Annotated in this window: 14 protein-coding genes; 6 read left to right on the top strand and 8 right to left on the bottom strand. The window is 68.5% G+C overall.

What is annotated here, in order from left to right; all coding sequences use genetic code 11:
- Positions 1 to 35 precede the first annotated feature (35 nt).
- From KY572_RS25105 to KY572_RS25095, 3 genes are read right to left on the bottom strand one after another with little or no spacing between them, the layout of a single operon-like run.
- Positions 36 to 1,397 (bottom strand): glycoside hydrolase family 16 protein, encoded by a 1,362-nt coding sequence (locus tag KY572_RS25105; RefSeq protein WP_224245490.1) that lies wholly within the window; start codon positions 1,395 to 1,397, stop codon positions 36 to 38.
- A 12-nt stretch (positions 1,398 to 1,409) separates the two neighbouring features.
- A complete protein-coding gene (locus tag KY572_RS25100) occupies positions 1,410 to 4,616 on the bottom strand; it encodes a glycoside hydrolase family 3 protein (RefSeq protein WP_224245489.1) in 3,207 nt (1,068 codons plus the stop codon).
- Positions 4,617 to 4,667: 51 nt separating this feature from the next.
- Positions 4,668 to 6,134 (bottom strand): beta-1,3-glucanase family protein, encoded by a 1,467-nt coding sequence (locus KY572_RS25095; protein ID WP_224245488.1) that lies wholly within the window; start codon positions 6,132 to 6,134, stop codon positions 4,668 to 4,670.
- 154 nt (positions 6,135 to 6,288) lie between these two features.
- On the opposite strand from KY572_RS25095, the gene KY572_RS25090 reads away from it, so the two are divergent.
- Positions 6,289 to 6,633 carry a hypothetical protein gene (locus tag KY572_RS25090; protein WP_224245487.1) on the top strand — a complete coding sequence of 115 codons (345 nt, stop codon included), beginning with the start codon at positions 6,289 to 6,291 and terminating at the stop codon, positions 6,631 to 6,633.
- Positions 6,634 to 6,640: 7 nt separating this feature from the next.
- On the opposite strand, the gene KY572_RS25085 is transcribed toward KY572_RS25090, so the two are convergent.
- Entirely contained in the window at positions 6,641 to 7,717 is a 1,077-nt protein-coding gene (locus KY572_RS25085; protein ID WP_224245486.1) for a TolB-like translocation protein, read from the bottom strand.
- Between the two features lie 319 nt (positions 7,718 to 8,036).
- Here KY572_RS25085 and KY572_RS25080 point away from each other — a divergent pair, with 319 nt between their 5' ends.
- Positions 8,037 to 10,742, top strand: coding sequence for a Ca2+-dependent phosphoinositide-specific phospholipase C (locus tag KY572_RS25080; RefSeq protein ID WP_224245485.1), 2,706 nt, complete (start codon positions 8,037 to 8,039; stop codon positions 10,740 to 10,742).
- 63 nt (positions 10,743 to 10,805) lie between these two features.
- On the opposite strand, the gene KY572_RS25075 is transcribed toward KY572_RS25080, so the two are convergent.
- Both KY572_RS25075 and KY572_RS25070 read right to left on the bottom strand, forming a co-directional pair.
- Positions 10,806 to 11,747 carry a pentapeptide repeat-containing protein gene (locus KY572_RS25075; RefSeq protein WP_224245484.1) on the bottom strand — a complete coding sequence of 314 codons (942 nt, stop codon included), beginning with the start codon at positions 11,745 to 11,747 and terminating at the stop codon, positions 10,806 to 10,808.
- 10 nt (positions 11,748 to 11,757) lie between these two features.
- The gene (locus KY572_RS25070; protein WP_224245483.1) at positions 11,758 to 12,816 is read right to left on the bottom strand and encodes a hypothetical protein; all 1,059 of its coding nucleotides are present in this window, start codon (positions 12,814 to 12,816) and stop codon (positions 11,758 to 11,760) included.
- Between the two features lie 251 nt (positions 12,817 to 13,067).
- Between KY572_RS25070 and KY572_RS25065 the strand changes: the two genes are divergently transcribed.
- The 3 genes from KY572_RS25065 (at position 13,068) to KY572_RS25055 (ending at position 16,432) form a co-directional block, all read left to right on the top strand.
- On the top strand, positions 13,068 to 13,799 hold the full coding sequence (locus KY572_RS25065) for a class I SAM-dependent methyltransferase (protein ID WP_224245482.1): 732 nt from the start codon (positions 13,068 to 13,070) through the stop codon (positions 13,797 to 13,799).
- A 118-nt stretch (positions 13,800 to 13,917) separates the two neighbouring features.
- Positions 13,918 to 15,051 carry a hypothetical protein gene (locus KY572_RS25060; RefSeq protein ID WP_224245481.1) on the top strand — a complete coding sequence of 378 codons (1,134 nt, stop codon included), beginning with the start codon at positions 13,918 to 13,920 and terminating at the stop codon, positions 15,049 to 15,051.
- A gap of 67 nt (positions 15,052 to 15,118) precedes the next feature.
- Positions 15,119 to 16,432, top strand: a complete 1,314-nt coding sequence (locus KY572_RS25055; protein ID WP_224245480.1) for a metal-dependent hydrolase family protein — start codon at positions 15,119 to 15,121, stop codon at positions 16,430 to 16,432.
- A gap of 43 nt (positions 16,433 to 16,475) precedes the next feature.
- Here the strand turns inward: KY572_RS25055 and KY572_RS25050 are convergent, their stop codons facing one another.
- Positions 16,476 to 17,804, bottom strand: a complete 1,329-nt coding sequence (locus KY572_RS25050; RefSeq protein WP_224245479.1) for a family 16 glycosylhydrolase — start codon at positions 17,802 to 17,804, stop codon at positions 16,476 to 16,478.
- Between the two features lie 235 nt (positions 17,805 to 18,039).
- On the opposite strand from KY572_RS25050, the gene KY572_RS25045 reads away from it, so the two are divergent.
- On the top strand, positions 18,040 to 18,918 hold the full coding sequence (locus tag KY572_RS25045; RefSeq protein ID WP_224245478.1) for an alpha/beta fold hydrolase: 879 nt from the start codon (positions 18,040 to 18,042) through the stop codon (positions 18,916 to 18,918).
- Positions 18,919 to 18,975: 57 nt separating this feature from the next.
- On the opposite strand, the gene KY572_RS25040 is transcribed toward KY572_RS25045, so the two are convergent.
- Positions 18,976 to 20,460, bottom strand: a complete 1,485-nt coding sequence (locus tag KY572_RS25040; RefSeq protein ID WP_224245477.1) for a serine/threonine protein kinase — start codon at positions 20,458 to 20,460, stop codon at positions 18,976 to 18,978.
- Positions 20,461 to 20,576: the final 116 nt, after the last annotated feature.

The following is a 20,576-nucleotide window of genomic DNA, read 5'->3' as shown; positions in this document are numbered from 1 at the left end:
GTAGAATCCACTCCCGAGGGAACGGAGTCCGCCGCTCAGAGCTTGATCAGCTCCACATCATCCATGTGGATGAAGTTGGCGGAGTTGCCCGTGGCGGCCTTGGTGTGGAAGCCGAACTCCAGGGAGCCTCCCGTGACGGAGATGCTCGGCGTCTCCACCAGCGTCCAGCTCCCGTACGTGCCCAGGTTCGTATAGACGGGGGCGCAGGAGCCGCACGTCTTGGCCTGGATACGGGAGATGTCGAAGGCGCCGCCCTTCCGGATCCACGCCCGCACCTTGTAGTTGCCCGAGGCCAGCCCCGAGGCCACCTGGTACGTCCACACCTCGAACGGCGTGCCGTTAGTCCAGTGCGTCAGGTGGTAGGCGCCCGTGCGGCCTCCGTTGTGCGTCTCGCTGAAGTCGGCGGCCTCGGTGCCGTTGGGGCTCCAGGTGGACCAGCCCGTCATCCCGGACTCGAAGCTCGGGTTGGTGACGGTGGCAGGCGAGGTGGTGCCCTGCTGGTACCAGCGCACCCACTCCACCTCCATCGTCTTCCTCACCCCCGAGGGCAGATCGATGCTGGCCGGGCTCGGGTTGCCGTACCAGTTGCCGCCGAGCGCCAGGTTCAGGATGAGGTAGTGGTTCTGCTGGAACTCGGTCTCGTTGTGGAAGTAGGTGTTGGTGGCCACGATGTTCCCGTCCAGCCGGAACACCATGCTGCTGGCCGTCCACTCCACCTCGTAGATGTGGAAGCTGTCGGCGAGGCTGTAGCCCCGGTTGGCCCCCGTGCCCCAGTCCGCCTGCCCGCCGTTGTGCCAGTGCACGGCGGACTTCATCCACGTGGGCTCGGTGGACTTCCACTCCAGGATGTCGATCTCTCCGGAGGCCGGCCAGCCCACGCTGGAGATGTTGGCGCCCAGCGTCCAGAACGCCGGCCACATGCCGTAGCCGGAGGGCACCTTGATGCTGGCGACGATCTTCCCGTATCGCCGCTCCACCTTGCCCTTGGTGTGGATGCGGCCGGAGTAGAACGAGCGGGGCCCGTAGCCCGTGCAGCGCGAGTCCATCGGGTTGTCACCCGTCCGCTCGGCGGTGAGGATGAGCTTGCCGCCGCCGACGGTGACGTTCTGGGCCCGGGGATACTCCAGCTCGCCCGTGCCGAAGTTGCAGTTGCCGGTGACCGGATCGTAGTTGCTCGTGAGCACCGTCCAGTTGGCCGAGTTGAGGCTGGAGCCCTCGAACTCGTCCTGCCAGGCGAGGTTCCAGCCAGCGCCCGGCGAGTAGTCCAGGCCGGCCTCCTGCTGGTCCAGGCTGGGCCCGTCCACGGGAGAGAGGGGGACTTCAGCGTCGCCACAGCCGGAGAGGGCCGCGGCACAGCAGAGGGCCGCCAGTCCACGGCCCAGGTTCTTTCGGTTCATGTGCTGACCTCGTTACGGGAGTTGCTTGAGGATGCGGATGTTGCGCAGCTGGAAGTGGATGTTGCCGCGCTGGTCATCCCAGGCGGGCAGCAGCTCGAGCACCGAGCTGACCTTGGTCGCGTCCCATCCCGCCTGGGTGTAGTCCGGGTGGGAGAACGGCACCTTCACCGTGGTCCAGGTCCCCGTCGCAGGGCGGCCCAGCAGGGTCTTCAAGTCCCCGGTCGCGCAGGTGTCGGGCTTGTTGTCGCAGACGAGCTTCACCCAGAAGCCCTGCGTGGTGCCGCCGTAGTCGAGCACCTGCAGCTCGAACTGCACGCCACCCGTCGCGGCGATGGGGGAGACATCCAGCAGGGTCGAGGAGTCCTTCACCTTGAGGAAGACGCCGCCGTTGCCGCCGCCGTCGGTGACGTTGTTGAAGACGACGTCGACGACCTTGCCGTTGGCCGTCTCCAGCGCCGGGTTCACCGTGACGCTCCCCGAGCCATAGGACCAGCCGGCCGGAGCGCCGAGCAACGCGTCCGTCGCGCCGTTCACATAGGCATCCTTGTCGGCGCTGATCTGCACCGTGGAGCCGGAAGAGCCGCCATCGCAGCTCACGTTGCCAGCCTTGTTCGGGGCCCAGTGGATGTTGGCCACCGACAGCTCCATCGTGCCCTCCGTGTAGAGCAGCATCGGGGTGTTGACGTTGGAGAAGTCCGCGCCCTTCTGGGAGAAGCACTGGAGCGGGATGGCCACCTCGGTCCAGGCCCCGACAGGCAGCGCCTTGAGGGCCTGGGTGACGTCGATCTCACCGCCGCACGGATACACGCAGTCCACGCGGGCCTTCACCGCGCTGCTCGGAGCGGCGCCCAGCCGCGCGTCGAACACCAGCGCGCCGTTCGAGTTCAGGTAGGACTGCAGATCCGTCCCATCGTTGGCCTTGCTCTGCATGTAGAGCTGGCCGGTGCCGCTCCACGTGGCCTTGACGGCGCCCCACTGGATGCCGTTGCGGTCATCCACCGGGGTGACGGAGATCTCCTTGGCGGGAGTGGCGGTGCTGCTGCTGCTGGCCTGGGCCACGTCGACGCCGCTCCAGTTGGAGGGCCCGCCGATGCGCATCACCCAGTTGTCCTGGTTGCCGCGATCGAAGATGGGCAGGGGCGTCGTCGTCGTGCCGCCGCCACCCGTCACGCCGCAGCCGACGTCCGGGCTCGCCTCGTCATAGGCGCCCTGGTCCGCGCCGCCGCTGGCGTAGGTGAGGCCGTAGCCGTAGGCGTAGAGCGGGTCGTAGCTGGCGTCGCCGCGGTTGAGCGGCGTCTGGCAGGCGCTCCTGGGCCAGGAGAAGGAGAGCTTGCCGCTGAAGTCGAAGTCGACCGAGCCGTCCGCCTTGCGGAACAGCACGTCCGTGAGCCCCTCGCCCTCGGTGCCGGGCAGCCAGGCTGCGACGAAGGCATCCGAGCGGTTGAGCTCCTTGTTCGCATGGAGCGGCCGGCCGGAGAACAGCACGGTGACGATCTTCTTCACGCCCTTGGCCTTCAGGCCGTTGATGAGCGTCAGGTCCTCCGGGCGCAGCCTGGCGAGCTCCAGCGTCTTGATGTTGCCGATGTCGCCCTGCCCCTCCGCGTACGGCGTCTCGCCGATCACCACCACTGCGACGTCATAGGTGGCGTCTCCCAGCGCGCCATCGGGGCTGGTGTCGAGCGTGGCATTGGGAGCCACCTTCTGGACCGCCTGCCAGAAGGTGGTGCCGCCGCCGAAGTCCGCGTTGGCGTTGCCCGTGCCCTGCCAGGAGAGGGACCAGCCGCCGGTCTGGTTCTGCAGGCTGTCGGCGCTCTTGCCGGCCACCAGGATCTTCGCCGTGCGCGACAGCGGCAGCGTGCCGCCGTTGTTCTTCAGCAGCACCAGCGACTTGCGCACCGCCTCGCGCGCCACCGCCCGGTGCTCGGCCGTGCCGACCTCGCGCGAGGGCGTGCGCAGCGAGGGCTTGGGCTTCTCGAAGAGGCCCGCCCGGAACTTCACGCGCAGGATGCGGCGCACCGCATCGTCGATGCGCGCCTCGGGGATCTCGCCGCTGCGCACCGAGGCGAGGGTGTTGGTGATCAGCGCCTTCCAGTCCGCGCGGTAGGGCACCATCACCATGTCGATGCCGGCCTTGATGGCCTGCGGGCAGTTGCTGTTGGTGCAGTCGATGGTCGACTCGCTGGTGTTGCGGTTGACCTGGCCGTGACCGTTCCAGTCGGAGATGACGAAGCCATCGAAGCCCATCTTCGTCTTCAGCACGTCGGTCAGCAGGTAGCCGTTGCCGTGCATCTTGAGGGCCTTGGCGTTCTCTCCCTGCTCCTTGTTCTTCCAGCTGCTGAAAGACGCCATCACCGTCTGCGCGCCCGCGCGCAGCGCCGTGAAGTAGCCGCGGCCGTGGATCTTGCGCAGGTCGCTCTCGGTGACGTCGGTGATGCCCTGGTCCTTGCCGTTGGTGGTGCCGCCGTCCCCCAGGAAGTGCTTGGCCGTGGCGATCACCTTCTCGTTGGCCTTGGCATCCTTGGCCAGCGCGCCCTGCAGGCCCTCCACGACCTTGGCGCCATAGGCCTCGACGATCTCGGGGTCCTCCGAGTAGCCCTCGTAGGTGCGGCCCCAGCGGTCGTCGCGCACGACGGCCAGCGTGGGCGCGAAGGCCCAGTCGATGCCGGTGCGAGTCACCTCGCGGGCCGTCACCTCCGCGATGCGGAAGATGAGGTCCGGATCATTCGCCGCCCCGAGCCCGATGTTGTGCGGGAACATCGTGGCGCCCTTGACGTTGTTGTGCCCGTGGACGGCGTCCGTGCCCCAGAGGAGGGGGATCTGGTGCGGGTTGGCCGGATCCATCGAGGCCTCCCACAGCTGATCCGCCAGCGTCACCCAGTCCTGGACGGGCGCATCCTTCTTCTGCCCGGGGAACGACCCGCCCCCGTTCAGCACCGAGCCCAGGTGGTACTGCTTGATCTCGGCGGGAGTGACCTCCTGGATCTCCACCTGCATCATCTGCCCGACCTTCTCCTCGAGCGTCATGCTCTGGAGCAGGGCGTCGACGCGGGCCTCGAGGGCCTCGTCCCGGGGGATGGCGCTCTCCACCCGAGGCCAGTCATCGACCGGGACTTCCTCGGGGGGCTTGTTGTCGGGCTTGTCGTCCTTGCACGCCGTGAGCATCAGCAGCCCCAGCAGGGCGTGAGCGGCGGGCTTCCGCCAGGTCGATGAACGTCTCATGTCAGCTCCTTCAATCGGGAGAGAGGGGTTGGCCGGGACTGCCGCCGAGGCTCACCCGGCCGGGCAGAACGTCACGCTGAGCTGCTGTCCACCGGTGCAGGTGTAGAAGCCCGCCTGGTTGGCGGCCATGGGGTAGTCGTCATACGCGAACGCGTACACGGCGCCGCACTGCTGGTGGACCCACCTGGCGTACGGGTTATAGGGCCGGCCGGTGTTGTAGTACTGCGACACGGTGGTGCTGTCCGGCGCGTCCACCATTCCGCGGTTCAGCGCGGCGCACCACCTGGCGCTCTGGTCGAAGAACGGCGGCGAGCACGCGTACACCTGCGGCGTCTTCGCCGTGCCCGGGTTGCACTGGCCCGGATAGAGGCTGGCGCAGCGGGCAATCTCGGAGTCCAGCCGCGTGCAGACCGTCCCGCGGCGCGAGTCGCTCGCGTACTCACCGTCGAGGCAGAAGGAGCGCGGGGCCAGACAGATGGTGCCTCCGCCCATGCTGTAGCGCAGGCCGTCCGGGCAGCCGGTGTCGATGGCCGCCTGCATGGCGCTCGCGGACTTGTTGCACTGCACCTGGACACAGCCGCCGCCCGAGCCCGTGCCGGTGATGCGCATGGGCAGGCCCACGTGATCCACGTAGGTGAGGTTGTAGTGGAGCAGCTGCGAGCCGCCGTTCGGCTTCTCGAACGTGAACTCGGCCTTCTCCAGCTCGCGGGGCGAGGCGGGCGACGGCAGGACCTTGTACGCGCTCACGCGGCCGCTGGGGTAGTTCTCCGGCGTGGCGTAGGTGTAGCTCTGGCCGGCGCCCAGGGCGCGGTAGATGGGGTTGCCCGCCCCGTCACGCTCGAGCGCGACGCTGCCCACGCCCGTCAGCGTCACGTTCAGGGTGAACGGGCAGTTGTTGGTCACCCGGACCGGCACGGTGCCCGGCGGATTCGTCGGCGGATTGGTCGTCCCCGTGTCATGCAGCTCGAACCAGTCGAGCTTGAAGAGCCAGTCTCCGCCCGTGGCGACGCCCTTGAGGTACAGCGAGTGGGTGCCGCTCGTCTTCGGGATGGAGACCGTCTGGGTGGTGAAGGCGTTCCAGTCCGAGCCCGTGGCGGCACTGAGCGCCACCGTCCCCAGCTTCGTCCCAGAGCCCACCGCGTCCGCCCAGAGCTCCGCCCTGCCGCCGCCATAAGGCGCCGCGAGACGCAACTGGATCTGGTTGGCGCCACCGAAGTTCACCGAGGGGTAGTGGATCTGCTCGTTGACCTGGAAGCCCGCGACGGACTGCCCCTCCCCTCCTCCCTCGTTGAAGACGCCGCCGGGCGTCGTGCCGCTGGCGGACCAGCTCTCCGCCTGGATCCGGTTGCCGATACGGACGGACTGCGAGGACTCCTCGAGAGAGTCGAGCTCGGTGTCCTCGGGCCTGCTGTCGCAAGCCACGCCCGTGGTCAGCAGAAGGCCCGCGGCGCTCGCGCACCACAGGGCTTTCCATGTCGCAGAGGCGGGCCTGACGTTCGAAGTGAGTGAGAGCGGCATGAGGTCCTCCTTGAGGAAGAGCGGAAGTGTCGAGCCCTGCTTTCCAGGGCTCACAGGGCTGCCTCAGCTATCCGCTTGTTCCATGATGAGCAAGCGCTTTCACAATCCTGAGTGACGGAAGTGTGAAATCCGACGCTCTCCAAGGAGAAAGGTCTTGACGCCGTGCGCAAGCGCTTTCGCGCTGCGTCAGGAATCGAAGTGGGTACGCAGGCCGGCGTGGCTGCTCGGGATGGACCTGGAGCAGCAGGCTGGTGGGGAGGAGCACAGACGCTCGCGCACGTGCTCCGGGTGGTGCTGGGTACAGTGGCGGGGGGATGAGTCCCCCTCGCGCCCGCTGCCGCATCCCTGGCTCACCCCGCTCCTGGCGCTGCGCGGGCTGCCGCTGTCGGATGGGCCCACGTTCCCCGAGGTGGACACCATCCTCTCCGAGTCCTTCTGGCACGACGGAGCGTGGGAGCTCGGAGGACCCGAGCAGTCACCCTCCGAGCATACAGGCTGAGCTCCTCTCAGAGCCTGGAGCGCCGGAGCGTCGTCACCGCGGAGTCGGTGCTCCCGCTCGCCCAGTAGAGCATGGTGCCATCCGTCATGAGGGAGTGGGGCCTGACCTGCCCCTGCGAGAAGGTCTTCACCACCTTCTCCTCGAGGGACATCGAGCGGATGGCGCCGCAGACATACTTGGGATCATCGGACAGCATCGCGTCCTCGTAGTCGCCCTCATCCCCGAAGTACACGGTGTCCCCGGAGACAGCGAAGTCCTCCACGCGTCCTTCGACCTGCTTGAGGAAGACGGGCATGGCGTCGCCCCGGTTCGCCCTGTACAGGACCGTGCCGCTGGTGAGCACCATCGCCTGCTCCGTGAGCACGAGGTGGCCTGGGTAGCCGTCGGCCCACACCACGGTCTCCACGGGGCCGCCCGCCTTGGGGAGGCGGGAGACCCAGGCCTCACGCCCCTCGCTCCCCTCCTCAAGACCGCGGTCGGCGACGAAGTAGACGTGGGTGTCATCCAGCGCGACGTCTCGCAGCTTCTCGAGCTCCGTCACCAGCGCCACGGGCGTACCGCTGCCATCCTTCGGCATCGACCACAGGGTTCCCTTGGAGCCCGCGGTGGGCACCTCAGGGGCGGTGTTGCGCTCCTTGCTCGTGGAGAAGAAGAGCCTGCCGCCGTCCACGGCGAACGCGTAGACATCGTCTCGCACCAGGAGCTGGCTCGGCCCTCCGGCCTTGGGGACCCGGCGTACCTCCGCGCAGACATCTCCCAAGCGGGTGCCACAGCGCTCCAGCCAGTACACGTGCGTGGCGTCCACGGCCAGCACGGGAAGGTCGAAGATCGGATCCCTCTCCCCTTGATAGAGCAGCTCGGGCTCTCCCCCGCTCTTGGCCTTCCTCCAGACCTGCCCGGCCCGGTTCTCGGGAGATGAAGCGCGGGCCGTCCAATAGACCGCCTCTTCGTCCAAGGCGATCGTCCCGAGCCCGGAGGCCTCGGCGAAGAGCTCTCCCTCGGGCTCACAGTTTCCTTCAGAGCATCCTCCGAACATCCCCGACAGACAGATGATCCCTACCAGGAACCATGCGGAAGGGAGCATGCGGCTCCGCGGGCCGTGAGTGAAGCGAGCTACGTCCACCATATGTGCCTCCAACCATGGGGGGTTTCAGCGACCGGGTTGCAAGGACGTGGCCACCGTGGTGCCAGGAGCTCCGAGCAGGCCCCTGGGAGCGCGGTCCGAGCTCACCGGCAAGAACCGCCGGACCGGCAGGATCCGCCGGCAAGGTTTGCCGAGGCCAGCCGCCCGGAGCTGCCCGTGGGGCGCTGGCCGGATTTCACACCTCACGTGGCATGCGTCCATTTCCTCGGAGCCGGTGACGCGCGGGGATGGTCCCGCCGTATCCCCGGTCCTCGACGCCATGAAGAACCTTCTCCTCTCGCTGCTGGCCGCCGTCTCGCTCTCCGCGGTGACCAACGCCCAGGCCGCGCCTCTCTACAACCAGGTCCAGCAGAAGCACTCACACAACACGTACCAGCGCCATGAGAGCCTGGTGGAGCAGCTGCTGTACTACTCCGTCCGCTCGATCGAGCTGGACATCCACAGCGTCTACCTGAGGGACCCCTTGTCGGGGTTCGAAGTTCCCGTCGCTGCCGGAGAGTGGGCCGTCTATCACACGAACGGTGATCGCGAGACGAACTGCGCGCACCTCTCGGAGTGCCTCGACCGGCTCGCCGCCTTCTCCCAGGCCCTCCCCCAGCACGAGGTGGTGACGGTCTGGCTCGAGCTGAAGGATGAGGACTCCTTCAGGCCGGACCACACGCCGGACCAGCTCGACGCGCTGCTGGAGTCCAAGCTCGGCAAGGAGCGCATCCTCGAGCCGAAGGATCTGCTCGACGCATGCCCCAGCGCCGGTGGCAACCTCGCGCGCAGCGTGCTCCCGCCTTGCGCGTGGCCCGAGCTGTCGAGCCTGCGCGGCAAGTTCGTGTTCGTGGTCCTGGCGAACGCGAGCGCCTACCAGGACGCGAAGTACCCCTCCCAGCGCCTCGCCTTCCGGCAGGTGGGCGCCGGCAGCTTCGATCCGGACAACCCCGCGTCGGCGGGCGGCATCTTCTTCAACACGGCGGACGCGTCGCAGGCGGATGAGGTCACCGCCGGCGGCTACGTCACCCGGCTGACGACGGCCAATGATCAGGACACCTGGAGCGGAGCCGTGGCGAAGCAGGTCCAGTTCCTCGGCACGGACAAGATCAACGACTCCCAGGACGCCTGGGCCCGCACGAGCAATCTGCTGGGCTGGCCATTCCGGTGCATGACCACGGACTGCACCTGCACGGACGAGGGCGCCTCCCTCCTCCATATCAACGCGCTCTCGCAGGACATCGCGGGCACCGCCGACAGCTTCACCTTCCTGTACGAGCCGCAGACGAACGACGTCCATACGTGGTCCGCCTTCGTCTCCATCCCCGACAGCCATGTGGAGCCCTGGGCGAAGGGCTGCCTGATGGCGCGACAGAGCACCACGCCCGGCTCACCCTACTTCGCGGTCTGCCGCCCGGCCGATGAGCACCCCATCCGGGTCCAGTATCGGCTCGCCGCGGGCGGAGCCACCACGAGCCATGAGCTCTCGCTGGACGCGCAGGAGAGCCTGCAGTCCCTCTATCTGACGCTCATCACCCGCCCGAACGGCGGTGGCACCTGTGTCGAGGGCTACGCCGCGCTGGATCCGCTCCATGCGCCGGGCACCCTCATCCACCGGCAGTGCTTCGCGGCACCGCTGCCGCTGCAGGGCGTTGGCGCGAGCTCGCACACCGCGTCGCCCTCCGCGAGCAGCCTGCCCGTGCGCTTCCTGTTCGCCCGCACGACGCACCAGGCCGGGCAGAACCCCGCGCGGCTCTACCAGAGGACGGACTTCACCCTGGCCAACATCGGCACGGTCCACGCCGAGGCCTCGGCGGGAGATGGGATGTTCCCGGCGCGGGAGGGCTTTGCCTACCAGGCCGACCAGGGCTCCCGGACGCATGGTGTCGGCTACAACGGGAAGTCCGAGTGGATGGTGGACGTCACCGGGGATGGCCGGGCGGACTACATCTACAACCGTGACGGGACGCGCGAGCTGCGGGTCCTGCCCGGCACCGCGACGGGCTTCGGCCCCGAGCGCCTGTGGGGAGTACGGGAGCATGGCGTCGGCTACGGCGGCCGCTCCGAGTGGCTGGCGGACGTGAACGGCGACAGCCGGGCGGACTACGTCTACAACCGCGACGGGACGCGCGAGGTGCACGTGCTGCTCAGCACGGGGACGAGCTTCGCCTCCGAGCAGACCTGGGGCTCCCGCGCGCACGGGGTCGGCTATGACGGCCGCTCCGAGTGGCTGGCGGACGTGAACGGGGATGGCCGGGCGGACCATGTGTACAACCGTGACGGGACGCGCGAGCTGCGGGTCCGGATCAGCACTGGGGCGGGCTTCAAGACGGACAGCAACTGGGGCGAGCGGTCGCACGGCGTGGGCTACGCGGGAGGCTCCGAGTGGCTGGTGGACGTCAGCGGCGATGGCCGGGCGGACTATGTCTACAACCGGAACGACACGCGGGAGATGAGAGCACTGGTGAGCACCGGCTCGTCCTTCGGCACGGACCGGCTGTGGCGCGAGCGGACCCACGGCGTGGGGTACGACGGCCAGTCCCAGTGGTGGGTGGACGTCAGCGGCGATGGCCGGGCGGACTACGTCTACAACCGCGACGGCACTCCCGAGCTCTGGGCGATGACGAGCACGGGCCAGGGCTTCAACCCCGACAGCAGGTGGGGCACGCGGAAGCACGGCGTCGGCTTCGACGGCCGGGGTGAGTGGCTCGTCGACGTGGATGGAGATGGCAAGGTGGACCACCTCTACAACTCCGACGGCACCCGGGAGTACTGGATGATGCGCTCCACGGGGAGTGCCTTCGAGGGGGACATGCCGTGGGGCGTGCGCAACTGGGGCGTGGGCTACAACGGGAACTCCGAGTGGTTCGTGGACACCAACGGCGACGGCTGGCTGGACCAGCTCAACAACCGCGACGGCGGGCGGGAGTTCTGGGGCATGCAAGGCAGGACCTGCGCCCCAGGGGCTCTCGTCGCGGCGCCCTGAGGGCCCCAGCCACGACGAAGCCTGTGGCTGCCTGGCGGAACCGCCTCGTTCCGTCAGGCAGGACTACACGAGGCTGCGAACAGCCTCGGCCACTCGCTCCTCCGCCCAGCCGCGCTCGTCCGCCGGCACTCGCGCGAGCAGCTGCTCATACCAGCTGTCCTGGTAGTGCTGACGGAGCTCTCCCCGCAGCTGGTTCGTGAGCTCCAGCAAGCGCTGTCCCCGGGGCTCACGCTCCCCTTCCAAGCGCTTCACGAGCGCACCCAGCACCTCGATCGCCTGAGCCGAGGAGTCCTCTCCGGACCGGGTGGTCTCGTCATAGGTCGCCAAGCGCCAGTCCGTCCCCGCGTGGAGGAGCCGGCCGGCGTTGTCCCGGTGGTCCTCGTTGAACAGGTTGATGAGGGAGGCCCCTCGCAGATCCGTCGTCTTGTCGAGCCGGACCTCCTGAAGCGAGGCCTCATCGAGGATGGCGCCCTGGAAGTTGCAGCCAACCAGGTTGGCGCCGACGAAGATCGCCCCATTGCAGTTGGCTCCCTGGAATGAGGAGCCCTCGAGGTTGGCTCCCTGGAACCCGGCGCTCATGAGCTTCGCCCCATCGAAGCAGCAGTTGCGAGCATCCACGCCCTGGAAGAAGCCGCCCCGGAGGTTGGCCTTGCGGAAGCTGGCGCCCCGCAGGTCGTTCGTGATCGAGCCATTGACCACGGCCTCATCGAAGCGAGCCCCGCGCAGGTCGCAGTCCACCAGGCTGAACTCCAGCTTCGCGTACGAGAAGTCCCACCCCGAGAAGTCCACTCCGCGCACGCCGCCCTCGAGCGGGACGCCGCGCAGGTCTCGCCCTCCGGCCACTTCATCCCGGAAAGGCAGTCCCTCGAGCAGGGAGAAGAGCTCACGGGGCTCGCGAGAGTCAGGGGAGTCCAGCGCCAGAATCCGCTGGTGAAGCCGCTCCAGGATGGCTCGGCCTGGCGGCTCTTCCCATCGCTTCTTGAGTTGCTTGCGGGTGGATGCCATACGCGCCTGGCTAGTAGGTAATCTCTGCAAGGTAGTCCAAGGAAATTGCCGGTGTCTTGTTCGCCTTGTCCACGTACTTCACGGCGTGCCCGAGCTGCCGCTGGGACGTGACGTCCCAGATCGCGTAGTGGCCATTACCGAGCGGGAGCTGGATGTCCGGGCGCCCGGGAGCGAACGGTCCACCGACGTTGGTCTTGAGGTTCGCCGGCAAGGTGGGGTTGGGCCCTCGCTTTGCCTGTTCGATCAGGGTGCGAACTTCCTGATCGATGGCATTGCCCCTCCACATCGGGTACTTCGGATCGGTCGTGGGAAGGCGACTGAGGTTTCTTGCCCACTTGCCTTGCCCCTGCCCTGAGTCGACCCGCTGAACGGCCTGCTGGACGATCCTCTGGAGTTCCTGCTGCGTCTGCTGGACCTTCGCCCTGTGGACGGGCATCACCCTGTCTCTCAGGGCCGTGGAAGAGACGGGCCGTGGGGCCGCTCCGCTCGAGGAGCGCGGAGGCTGGGTCGAGGTGGAGGTCGGGGCCTGGCCTCGCGAGGAAGGAGCGTTCTTGCGGCCGCGCAGCTCGATCCGGGCCTTGCGGGTCAACAGCGCCAGTGCCGCCTCCGCGCCCAGCAGGGCGATGGCCCGTGTCAGGCTGGACGCCGCCCTGCGCAGGTCCGCATCGGACTTCGCGTTGACGACCGCGAGGCCAAACTCCGAGAGCTCCACGAGCCCCTGCACGGCCTGGACGCCCAGCGTGGCGTAGGCCGTCCCGACCAGGATGACATCGACCACCTCTCCGACCCCGAAGAAGTGCGAGGCGCCCCAGACGCCCAGCACTGCCGCGGCAATCGCCAGGTTCTGGGGGCTGAAGAGCTCCGCCAGGGCCCGCTTGACCTCATTGGGGAGCTCCGGCGAGGAGAGGGCGTACCAGACCACCTTGCGCAGCTTCTCCGTGGCGCTCATCCGAGCGACCGGGTCCGCACCGGCTCCGTGCCCCGAGACGGCTCGAGCGAAGGGCTGTCCGGCCTGGAAGCCCATGGGCATCTGGAGTCTGTCCAGGAGCCGGCTCTCTGAAGAGGACATAGGTGCCCCGCCTCCAGTTCCCGGCGTGTGAATCACGCGATGGCTGGATGCGACGGCAGGCTAGGCCTCCCCCCGAGGCCCATCGATACCACTCCAAGGGTACGCGGCCGCTCGTGCCGGGTGGCTCGGGCGACGGGCGGGACCGAAATTTGCGCCGATCCGGCCCGAATCCCCGCTCTGCCATTCATCGAGGGCCCGACGCATCCTCCAATCGAACTTCCCGCCTCTCGCGGGCTTCCCGAGGATGCGTCATGACTCACGAACACCCCGCCCACGCCGTCCACCACGTCGTGCAGGGCTTTGGCGCCGACCGCGCCGTCCACTACGACGCCCAGGCGTCCATCAACCTCGCTGGCGTCCAGGCGATGTATGAGCTCGGCGTCAGCGCGCTGACTGCCCAGCTCGACGGCCAGGACTCGGCGTCGCTGCTCTACGTGGGACTGGGCACGGGTGCCGAGCTGATGCCCTACGCTCGCTTCAACGTGCCAGGCTGGCGCTTCACGGGCGTGGATCCCTCCGAGCCCATGCTCGCCGTCGCCCGCCAGCGCCTGGAAGCCGAGGGAATGCTCTCGCGCACGCACCTGCACGTGGGCGAGCTGCGCACCCTGCCTGCTGGCCCTCCGTTCGACGGCGCGCAGATGATGGGCGTCCTGCACCATGTGGAGGGCGAGGAGGCCCGCCTCGAGCTGCTGCGAGAGGTGACCCGGCGGCTCAAGCCTGGAGCCCCGCTCGTCCTGGGCTGCCGTGTCGGCAAGGACCCCGAGCTGACGAACGTGGAGTTCCGGCGGCTGCGGGCGTACGGAGTCACCCAGGAACAGCTGGAGAACCTGCGTCAGCGCTTCGCGCAGATGCGGCCCATCGAGTCCGATGCCGCACTGTTCGCGATGTTCGCCCGGGTCGGACTGGTGGCGCCGCGGCCGATCTTCGTCTCGCTGCAGTTCAAGGTCTTCCTCGCGCGCTTCGAGCCCGGAGCCGCGGGCTGAGCTCGATTGCCTGCCCGGCCGCACCTCGGCCGGGAGTGTGTAGGCCCATCCCTCACCCAGCGGCTCCACGCCCCCCGTGGCATCCTGGCCCCGCCTTCTCGCAAGGCAGGAGCCTGGAATGAACGCCGCTTCCCTGAGTGCCGCAGTGCCGGTGCGTGCCGGCTGGTTGGTCGATCGCCGGCATGATCTGCTCTCCACGGTGGGAGGGCTGAGCGCGAGCCTGGCGCTGCTGGGCCTGCATGCCTGGGTGGGGGTGAGCGGGCTCGTGCTGTGGTGGGCCTGGGTGCTGGCGCTGGACGGGCCGCACATCTTCGCCACGCTCTCGAGGACCTACCTGGACCGGCGGGAGCGCTCGGCACGGGCGCGGCTGCTGGTGGGCAGCCTCGGCTGGTTCGCCGCCGGGCCCCTCTTCTTCGGCGTGTCCGTGCTGCTGGGCCGACGGCTGCCGTTCGACCTCTTCCTGACCCTCACGAGCCTCTGGGCGTACTGGCACGTGGTGCGCCAGCACTACGGCGTGATGACGCTCTACCAGCGCAAGAACGGGGACACGCACCCGGTGGACCGGCGGGTGGACAGCCTCACGCTGTACGTGGGGCTGCTGGCGCCCTTCATCGCCTTCGCGCTCACCCACCCGGTGGCGCGACGCATGCTGGGGATGCCCGCGGACCCGGGGCCGGAGCAGCTCCTGGCCCGCGCCGCCTGGGCCGTGACGCTCGCCGTGGTGGCGCTCTTCGCCGCGCGGCAGCTCCAGCGGTGGCGCGCGGGCCTGGGCGTGAACACCCCCAAGGTGCTGCTGCTGGCGGCGGCGCTCGGGCTGACGGCGCTCCTCTTCTACCCTCCCGTGTCGCGCCGGGTGGACTTCCTCATGGTCGCCGTGGTGGTGACGGCGTTCCACAACGTCCAGTACCACGGCATCGTCTGGTTCTATCACCGCAACCGCTACCACGGCCCCAACGTGGACCGCGCCGCGTTCGGGCTGGCGCCGCGCATCAGCCAGCGCTTCCTCATCTACGCCGCCTGCGGCATCGCCTTCACCCTGCTCTACCGCGCGCTCGGCTGCGGCTTCGGCGTCCACCCCGGCTGCGGCGCCTTCGACGCGAAGGTGATGCTCGGCCCGAACCTCTCGCTGAGGGAGCTCACCTCGGGCTTCATCTGGGGCTTCGCCCTGCACCACTACTACCTGGATCAGAAGATCTGGCGCGTGAGCCGCGACGCCGGGCTCAACAAGGACCTGAAGCTCTCGGCGGCGTGAGCGCGCCGCCCGGTGCCGGTGGCCGCCCCTCCGCCGGCTCGAGCATCACATATACTGCGCCGCCTCCATGCTCGCTCCGTCCGCTCTCCTGCTGCTGGTCGTCTCCGCTGCTGCTCCCGCTGAACGCCCGGTCCTTCTCACCGCCGCGCGCATGTTCGACAGCCGCGGCGGCACCCTCGTCACCCCGGGACGCGTGCTGGTGCGCGGCGAGCGCATCGAGGCGGTGGGCCCCAAGACGGCGGCGCCCGCCGACGCCCAGGTGGTGGACCTCGGCGACGCGACGCTGCTGCCCGGCCTCATCGACGCGCACGTGCACTTGCGGCTCGAGCTCACGGACAACTACCAGGACTACGATCTGGAGGCCCTCCAGAAGACCGTGCCGGAGCTGGCGCTGGAGGCGGCCGAGCGCGCCCGGCGGACGCTGCGTGCCGGCTTCACCACCGTGCGCGACGTGGGCAATGAGCGCGAGTACTTCATCAACGTCGGCCTGCGCCGAGCCATCCAGAAGGGTGTCGCCGAGGGCCCACGCGTCATCGCCTCGGGCCCCCAGCTGGGCGCCACGGGCGGGCACTGCGACATCATGGGCTTCCGCGAGGGCGTCCTGGTGCAGGACCGAGGCGAGGGCGTGGCGGACGGTCCGGATGCGCTGCGCGAGCGCGTGCGCTGGGTGGTGAAGAACGGGGCGGACGTCATCAAGGTGTGCGCCACCGGGGGAGTGCTGTCCGCCGGCGATGACGTGGACACCTCACAGCTGACCCAGGCCGAGCTCGACGCGGTGGTGGAAGAGGCCCATGCGCTGCGCCGGAAGGTGGCGGTGCATGCCCACGGGAACACCGGGGCCAAGAGAGCCATCCGCGCCGGCGCGGACTCCATCGAGCACGGCACTTTCCTGGATGACGAGGCCCTCACGCTGATGCGGCAGAAGGGCGTGGTGCTGGTGCCCACGATCTTCCTGGATCGCGTCCGGCAGGAGCAGCTCCAGCGCGGGGCCCAGTTCCCCCCGAAGGTGCTGCAGAAGATGAAGCAGGTGGGTCAGACCGGGCGAGACATGTTCCGGCGTGCCATCCAGCGCGGGGTGAAGATCGGCTTCGGCACGGATGCAGGCGTCTTCAAGCACGGGCGCAACGCCGAGCAGCTGGCCCTCTTCGTCGAGCTGGGCATGTCTCCAGCGGACGCCCTGCGCACGGCCACCACCGTGGACGCGGAGCTGCTGGGCCTGGGCTCGGAGGTGGGCGTGCTCGAGGCGGGCCGCCGCGCGGACGTGATCGCCGTGCCGGGGGACCCGCTGCGCGACATCACCGCCGTGCAGCGGGTGTTCTTCGTGATGAAGGACGGGCGCATCTACCGCCAGGATGCGGCGGCCCCGGCTCCGAAGCCCTGACTCGGTCCGAGGCCGCGTCCCATGGCGCTGACGCGCCACCCTCCTACTGCCACTGATAGGCGCGCACCCAGTCGATCTCGAACACCTGCGGCGTCCGGCCGATGAGGTCCGCCGTCGACTGCGGCACGCCGTAGTACGGCGTGGTCGCGCCGTTGATGCCGAACGGATAGCCACCGCCCACGGCCAGGTTCAGGATGATGAAGTACGGCTTGTCGTACACCCAGTTGCCGTAGCGGGTGACGTCCGACTTGAGGGTCGTCTTCACCAGCTGCCCATCGACGAACCACTTGATGTCGTTGGGGGAGTACTCGGTGCGGTACACGTGCCAGTTGGCGACGGAGTCCACCGAGAACTGGCCGTTGATGGGCGTGTTGCCCGAGTAGCCCGGGCCATGGAGCGCGCCGGACGTCCAGTTGGCGTAACCGACGTTCTCCATGATGTCGAGCTCGCCGCAGGCGGGCCAGCCCACCGAGTTGATGTCATTGCCCAGCAGCCAGAACGCCGGCCACAGGCCCGGCCCCACGGGCATCTTGAGCCGCGCCTCGATGGCGCCGTGACGGAACTCGCGCTTGCCCGCGCTCTCCACGCGGCCCGAGGTGAACGGGTAGTTGTTGTTCCACTCGCGGCGGGCGATGAGCTTCAGCGTGCCGTTGTTCACCTGGATGTTGTTGGCCGACGTCGTGTACTGCTGCTGCTCGTTGTTCACATGGATGTCGGTGATGATGCTCCAGTTGGAGGTGTCCAGGCTGGTGCCGTTGAACTCGTCACTCCAGATCTGCCTCCAGCCGCCGGTGGCGCCCACCGCGCCCCAGGAGAACGCCTCCCAGCACCCGGCCGTCGCGCGGTCCGCGTACAGCGGCGCGTTCGCTCCGCGGTTCAGGTCGGTGGACACGTACTTGCCGGTGCTCTTGGCGATCAGGCCGATGGTGCCGTTGTTGAAGTCCACCCAGGTGAAGCGCTCCCAGTCGCCGATCGTCGTCCGGTTGCCGACGAGCTGGCCGCCCAGGTTCGTGTCGGCGGAGATGTACTTGCCTGTCTCGGCGACGCGCAGGGCGATGGTGCCGCTGCCCGCGTCCTGGATCTGGAACTGCTCCCAGCCCAGCGTCGAGGCCCGGTCGGCCACCAGCGGCGCCGTCGCGCCCAGGTTTCCATCCGCCGAGACGAACTTCTGCGTCTGACAGGACTTCAGCCAGATCGTCTGCCCGATGGGGGCCGCGAGAGGCTGCTTCGCGGACTCCGTCTCCTCGGGAGCCACGTCGAGGGCGCCATCGCTCTCGGGCGCGCAGCCGGGAGCGCCCAGCAAGAGCCCTCCCAGGCCCAGCGCTAGAAACCAACGGCTGCTCTGCATCGCTCTCATGAAGTCCAGGCTCACGTGGCGCTCCCAGGGTTTGCTCGCTCCGCCACCCGTCGGGCGGGCGAGTTGAAAGCGCTTTCGCTACAACAAGGATACCCAGCCAATCAAGTGAATTCTGGATTATCAGGAAGAAGACACTGAGCGTCATCGACGCACGGGCGCCAGGGGCGGCGGTTCCTCGAGATCGACGGACCGATGATTTTCGAAGGCCTGGGGCGTCCATGGGGTGTTCCACCTCTCATTCGGAGCCACCATGACCCTGCTGAGCCAGAACCTCTCGTTCGTCGTCCTCTCACTCGTTGCCCTGGGAGCCTCCGCCTTCGCGCAACCCAAGCAGAAGGCGCCCGGCAGCTACGCGAAGGTCAACGGGATCGAGCTCTACTATGAGATTCATGGCAAGGGCCGACCCCTGGTCCTCCTGCACGGTGGGCTCGGGTCGAGCTCGATGTTCGGCGACAACCTCAAGGCCCTGGCGAAGCACTACCAGGTCATCGCGGTGGACCTGCAGGGGCACGGGCGAACGGCCGACATCGACCGGCCGCTCAGTGTCGAGCTGATGGCGGATGACGTCGCGGCCCTCATCCAGCACCTCAAGCTGGGGCGGGCCGACGTGTTCGGCTACTCCCTGGGCGGTGGCGTCGCGCTGCTGGTAGGCATTCGCCACCCGGAGGTCGTGAACAAGCTGGTCATCGTCTCCACGGCCTTCCGCCGCAACGCCTTCTACCCGGAGATCCTCGCCCAGCAGGCGCAGGTCAACGAGGGGGCCGCCGAGATGATGAAGCAGACGCCCATGTACCAGGGCTACGTCGCCGTGGCGCCCCGCCCCCAGGACTTCCCCAAGCTCCTGACGAAGATCGGCGCGGCCATGAAGCAGGACTTCGACTTCTCCAAGCAGATCTCCGCGCTTCAGGCGCCCACGCTGGTCATGGCCGCGGACGCGGACCTGTTCCCCCCCTCGCACGCGGTGGAGTTCTACGGCCTGCTCGGCGGCGGCAAGAAGGACGCTGGCTGGGACGGCTCGGGGCGCCCGAAGTCGCGGCTGGCCATCCTGCCGGGGCTGACGCACTACAACATCTTCGCCGACCCGCTCATGGTGAGCGTGGCGCTGCCTTTCCTGCAGGAAGGCAAGTAGTCCAGGCGTCCGCGGAGCGCCCGCCCTGGGACAGCGGGCGCTCCCGTAACGACGGCACTACCTCGGCTTCTTCGAGGTGCGCGGCTTCGCTCGCTCGAGAATGGGGTAGTAACAGGCGCGCTTCCACTCATAGGCGTCCTCTCCACAGGGCGGAAAAGTATTCGTCAGCAGGTGCCAACACCCTCCGTTGATCTCGACCTGTTCATGACCTCGGCAGGGAGCGCGCCGCTGACCAGGGATGGGTTTCTCTGGCAAATCCATGGCGATGACTCGCACTTCCAGTCCCGCTGGGAGCCCCTCGGCTGCCACACGAGCGGTGGGAGTGGCGTCTCCGAGCCCTCGTGTTCCCGCGTCGGGCGCCGCTTCATCACGCACAGGCTCAGCCCGCGCAAGCTCGGACGCATCGTCCTGAGGCTCGCGACTCCCCCACCCTATCGCCACTGCCACCAGGACCAGGGCAGCGATGGCCAGCAACGGCCACGCATCCCAGGAGGGGGCCGGAGGCGTGGAGCACGGCGGGCTTTCTCGAGATGGCTCTCGACTGCCCTCGGACGCGGGCTGCTCCAAGACAGGGGCGTGACGCTCCCATCGAACGTGAGCGCTCTCCGTCTCGGACGGCAGCCGCTCCGGACCGAAGATTGGAACATCCGCCTCGGGCCCTGCGTGCTCCGCCACTGACTCAGCGGCCGCCGCCAGCTCGCGAGCCATTCCTCGCGCCTCCGGCTGCCGCGTCAGCATCCGCTCGATGAGCTCCGCCAGCCCTGGAATCAACCGCGCGTCGCGCTCCCGCACCGGCACCCTCGTCGGAAGCGGCGTCCGCTCGGGAGACTCGCGCGCCTCCGGATCCGTCCCCGGTGGGGGGTATCCCCCCGTCACGAGCCGATACAGGCTGACGCCCAGCCCATAGATGTCATCCGACGGGCGAGCCTCGTAACGAGCGCCCTTCTCGCGCCAGTGCTCCCACTGGAAGCGCAAGGCCTCGGGGCTGCGGTACTCGGGAGTGCCCGGAGGGATGGTGCGGTCGGTGATGGGATGTGCTCCTGCCCATGTGCCCAGGCCGAAGTCCGTCAGCAGGGCACGCCCTTCGGGCTCGACCAGGATGTTGTCACCCTTGACGTCCCGATGGAGCCCCCCCGCCCGGTGCAGCACCTCCAATCCCCACGCGACCTGCGCCACCACCCGCAGCACCTGGCGCTGGGTGGCGGAGTGGACACGGGCCCACTCGTACAGCGGCAGCCCCCGGATCCACTCCATCACGAGATAGGGATGCACCTCCCCCTCGCCGGCATGCCACCAGCCACGGTCCACCAACCGCGGCACTCCTGGGTGACGGACGCGCGAGAGCAGCTCCACCTCGCGCCCGAAGCGTGGGTCATGAGGGAACACGGCGACCTTGAGCGCCACGGGCAAGGAGCCGGGATGTCCCGCGCGGCGGGCGCGATACACCACGCCGTAGGTGCCACGACCGCCATAGCCCTCCACACGCCAGGGACCTACCAGGCTTCCTGGTCGAAGCGAGTCTGGGGTGGGCGTGTCCGTCATCGCGTACCTCGGGGTGCAAGCAGGGGCGGACAGCTCCGCCCGCTCGCAGACTACCCAAGGAGTCGTGCGCCGTCATGCCGCCGCACCACGTATGCTCCGCCGGCCGGCTTCGGATG

This window comes from Hyalangium gracile, assembly GCF_020103725.1.
GTDB classification, from domain to species: Bacteria; Myxococcota; Myxococcia; order Myxococcales; family Myxococcaceae; genus Hyalangium; species Hyalangium gracile.
Note: the sequence above shows the minus strand (reverse complement) of the source record. Positions and strands in the feature narration are given on the sequence as shown.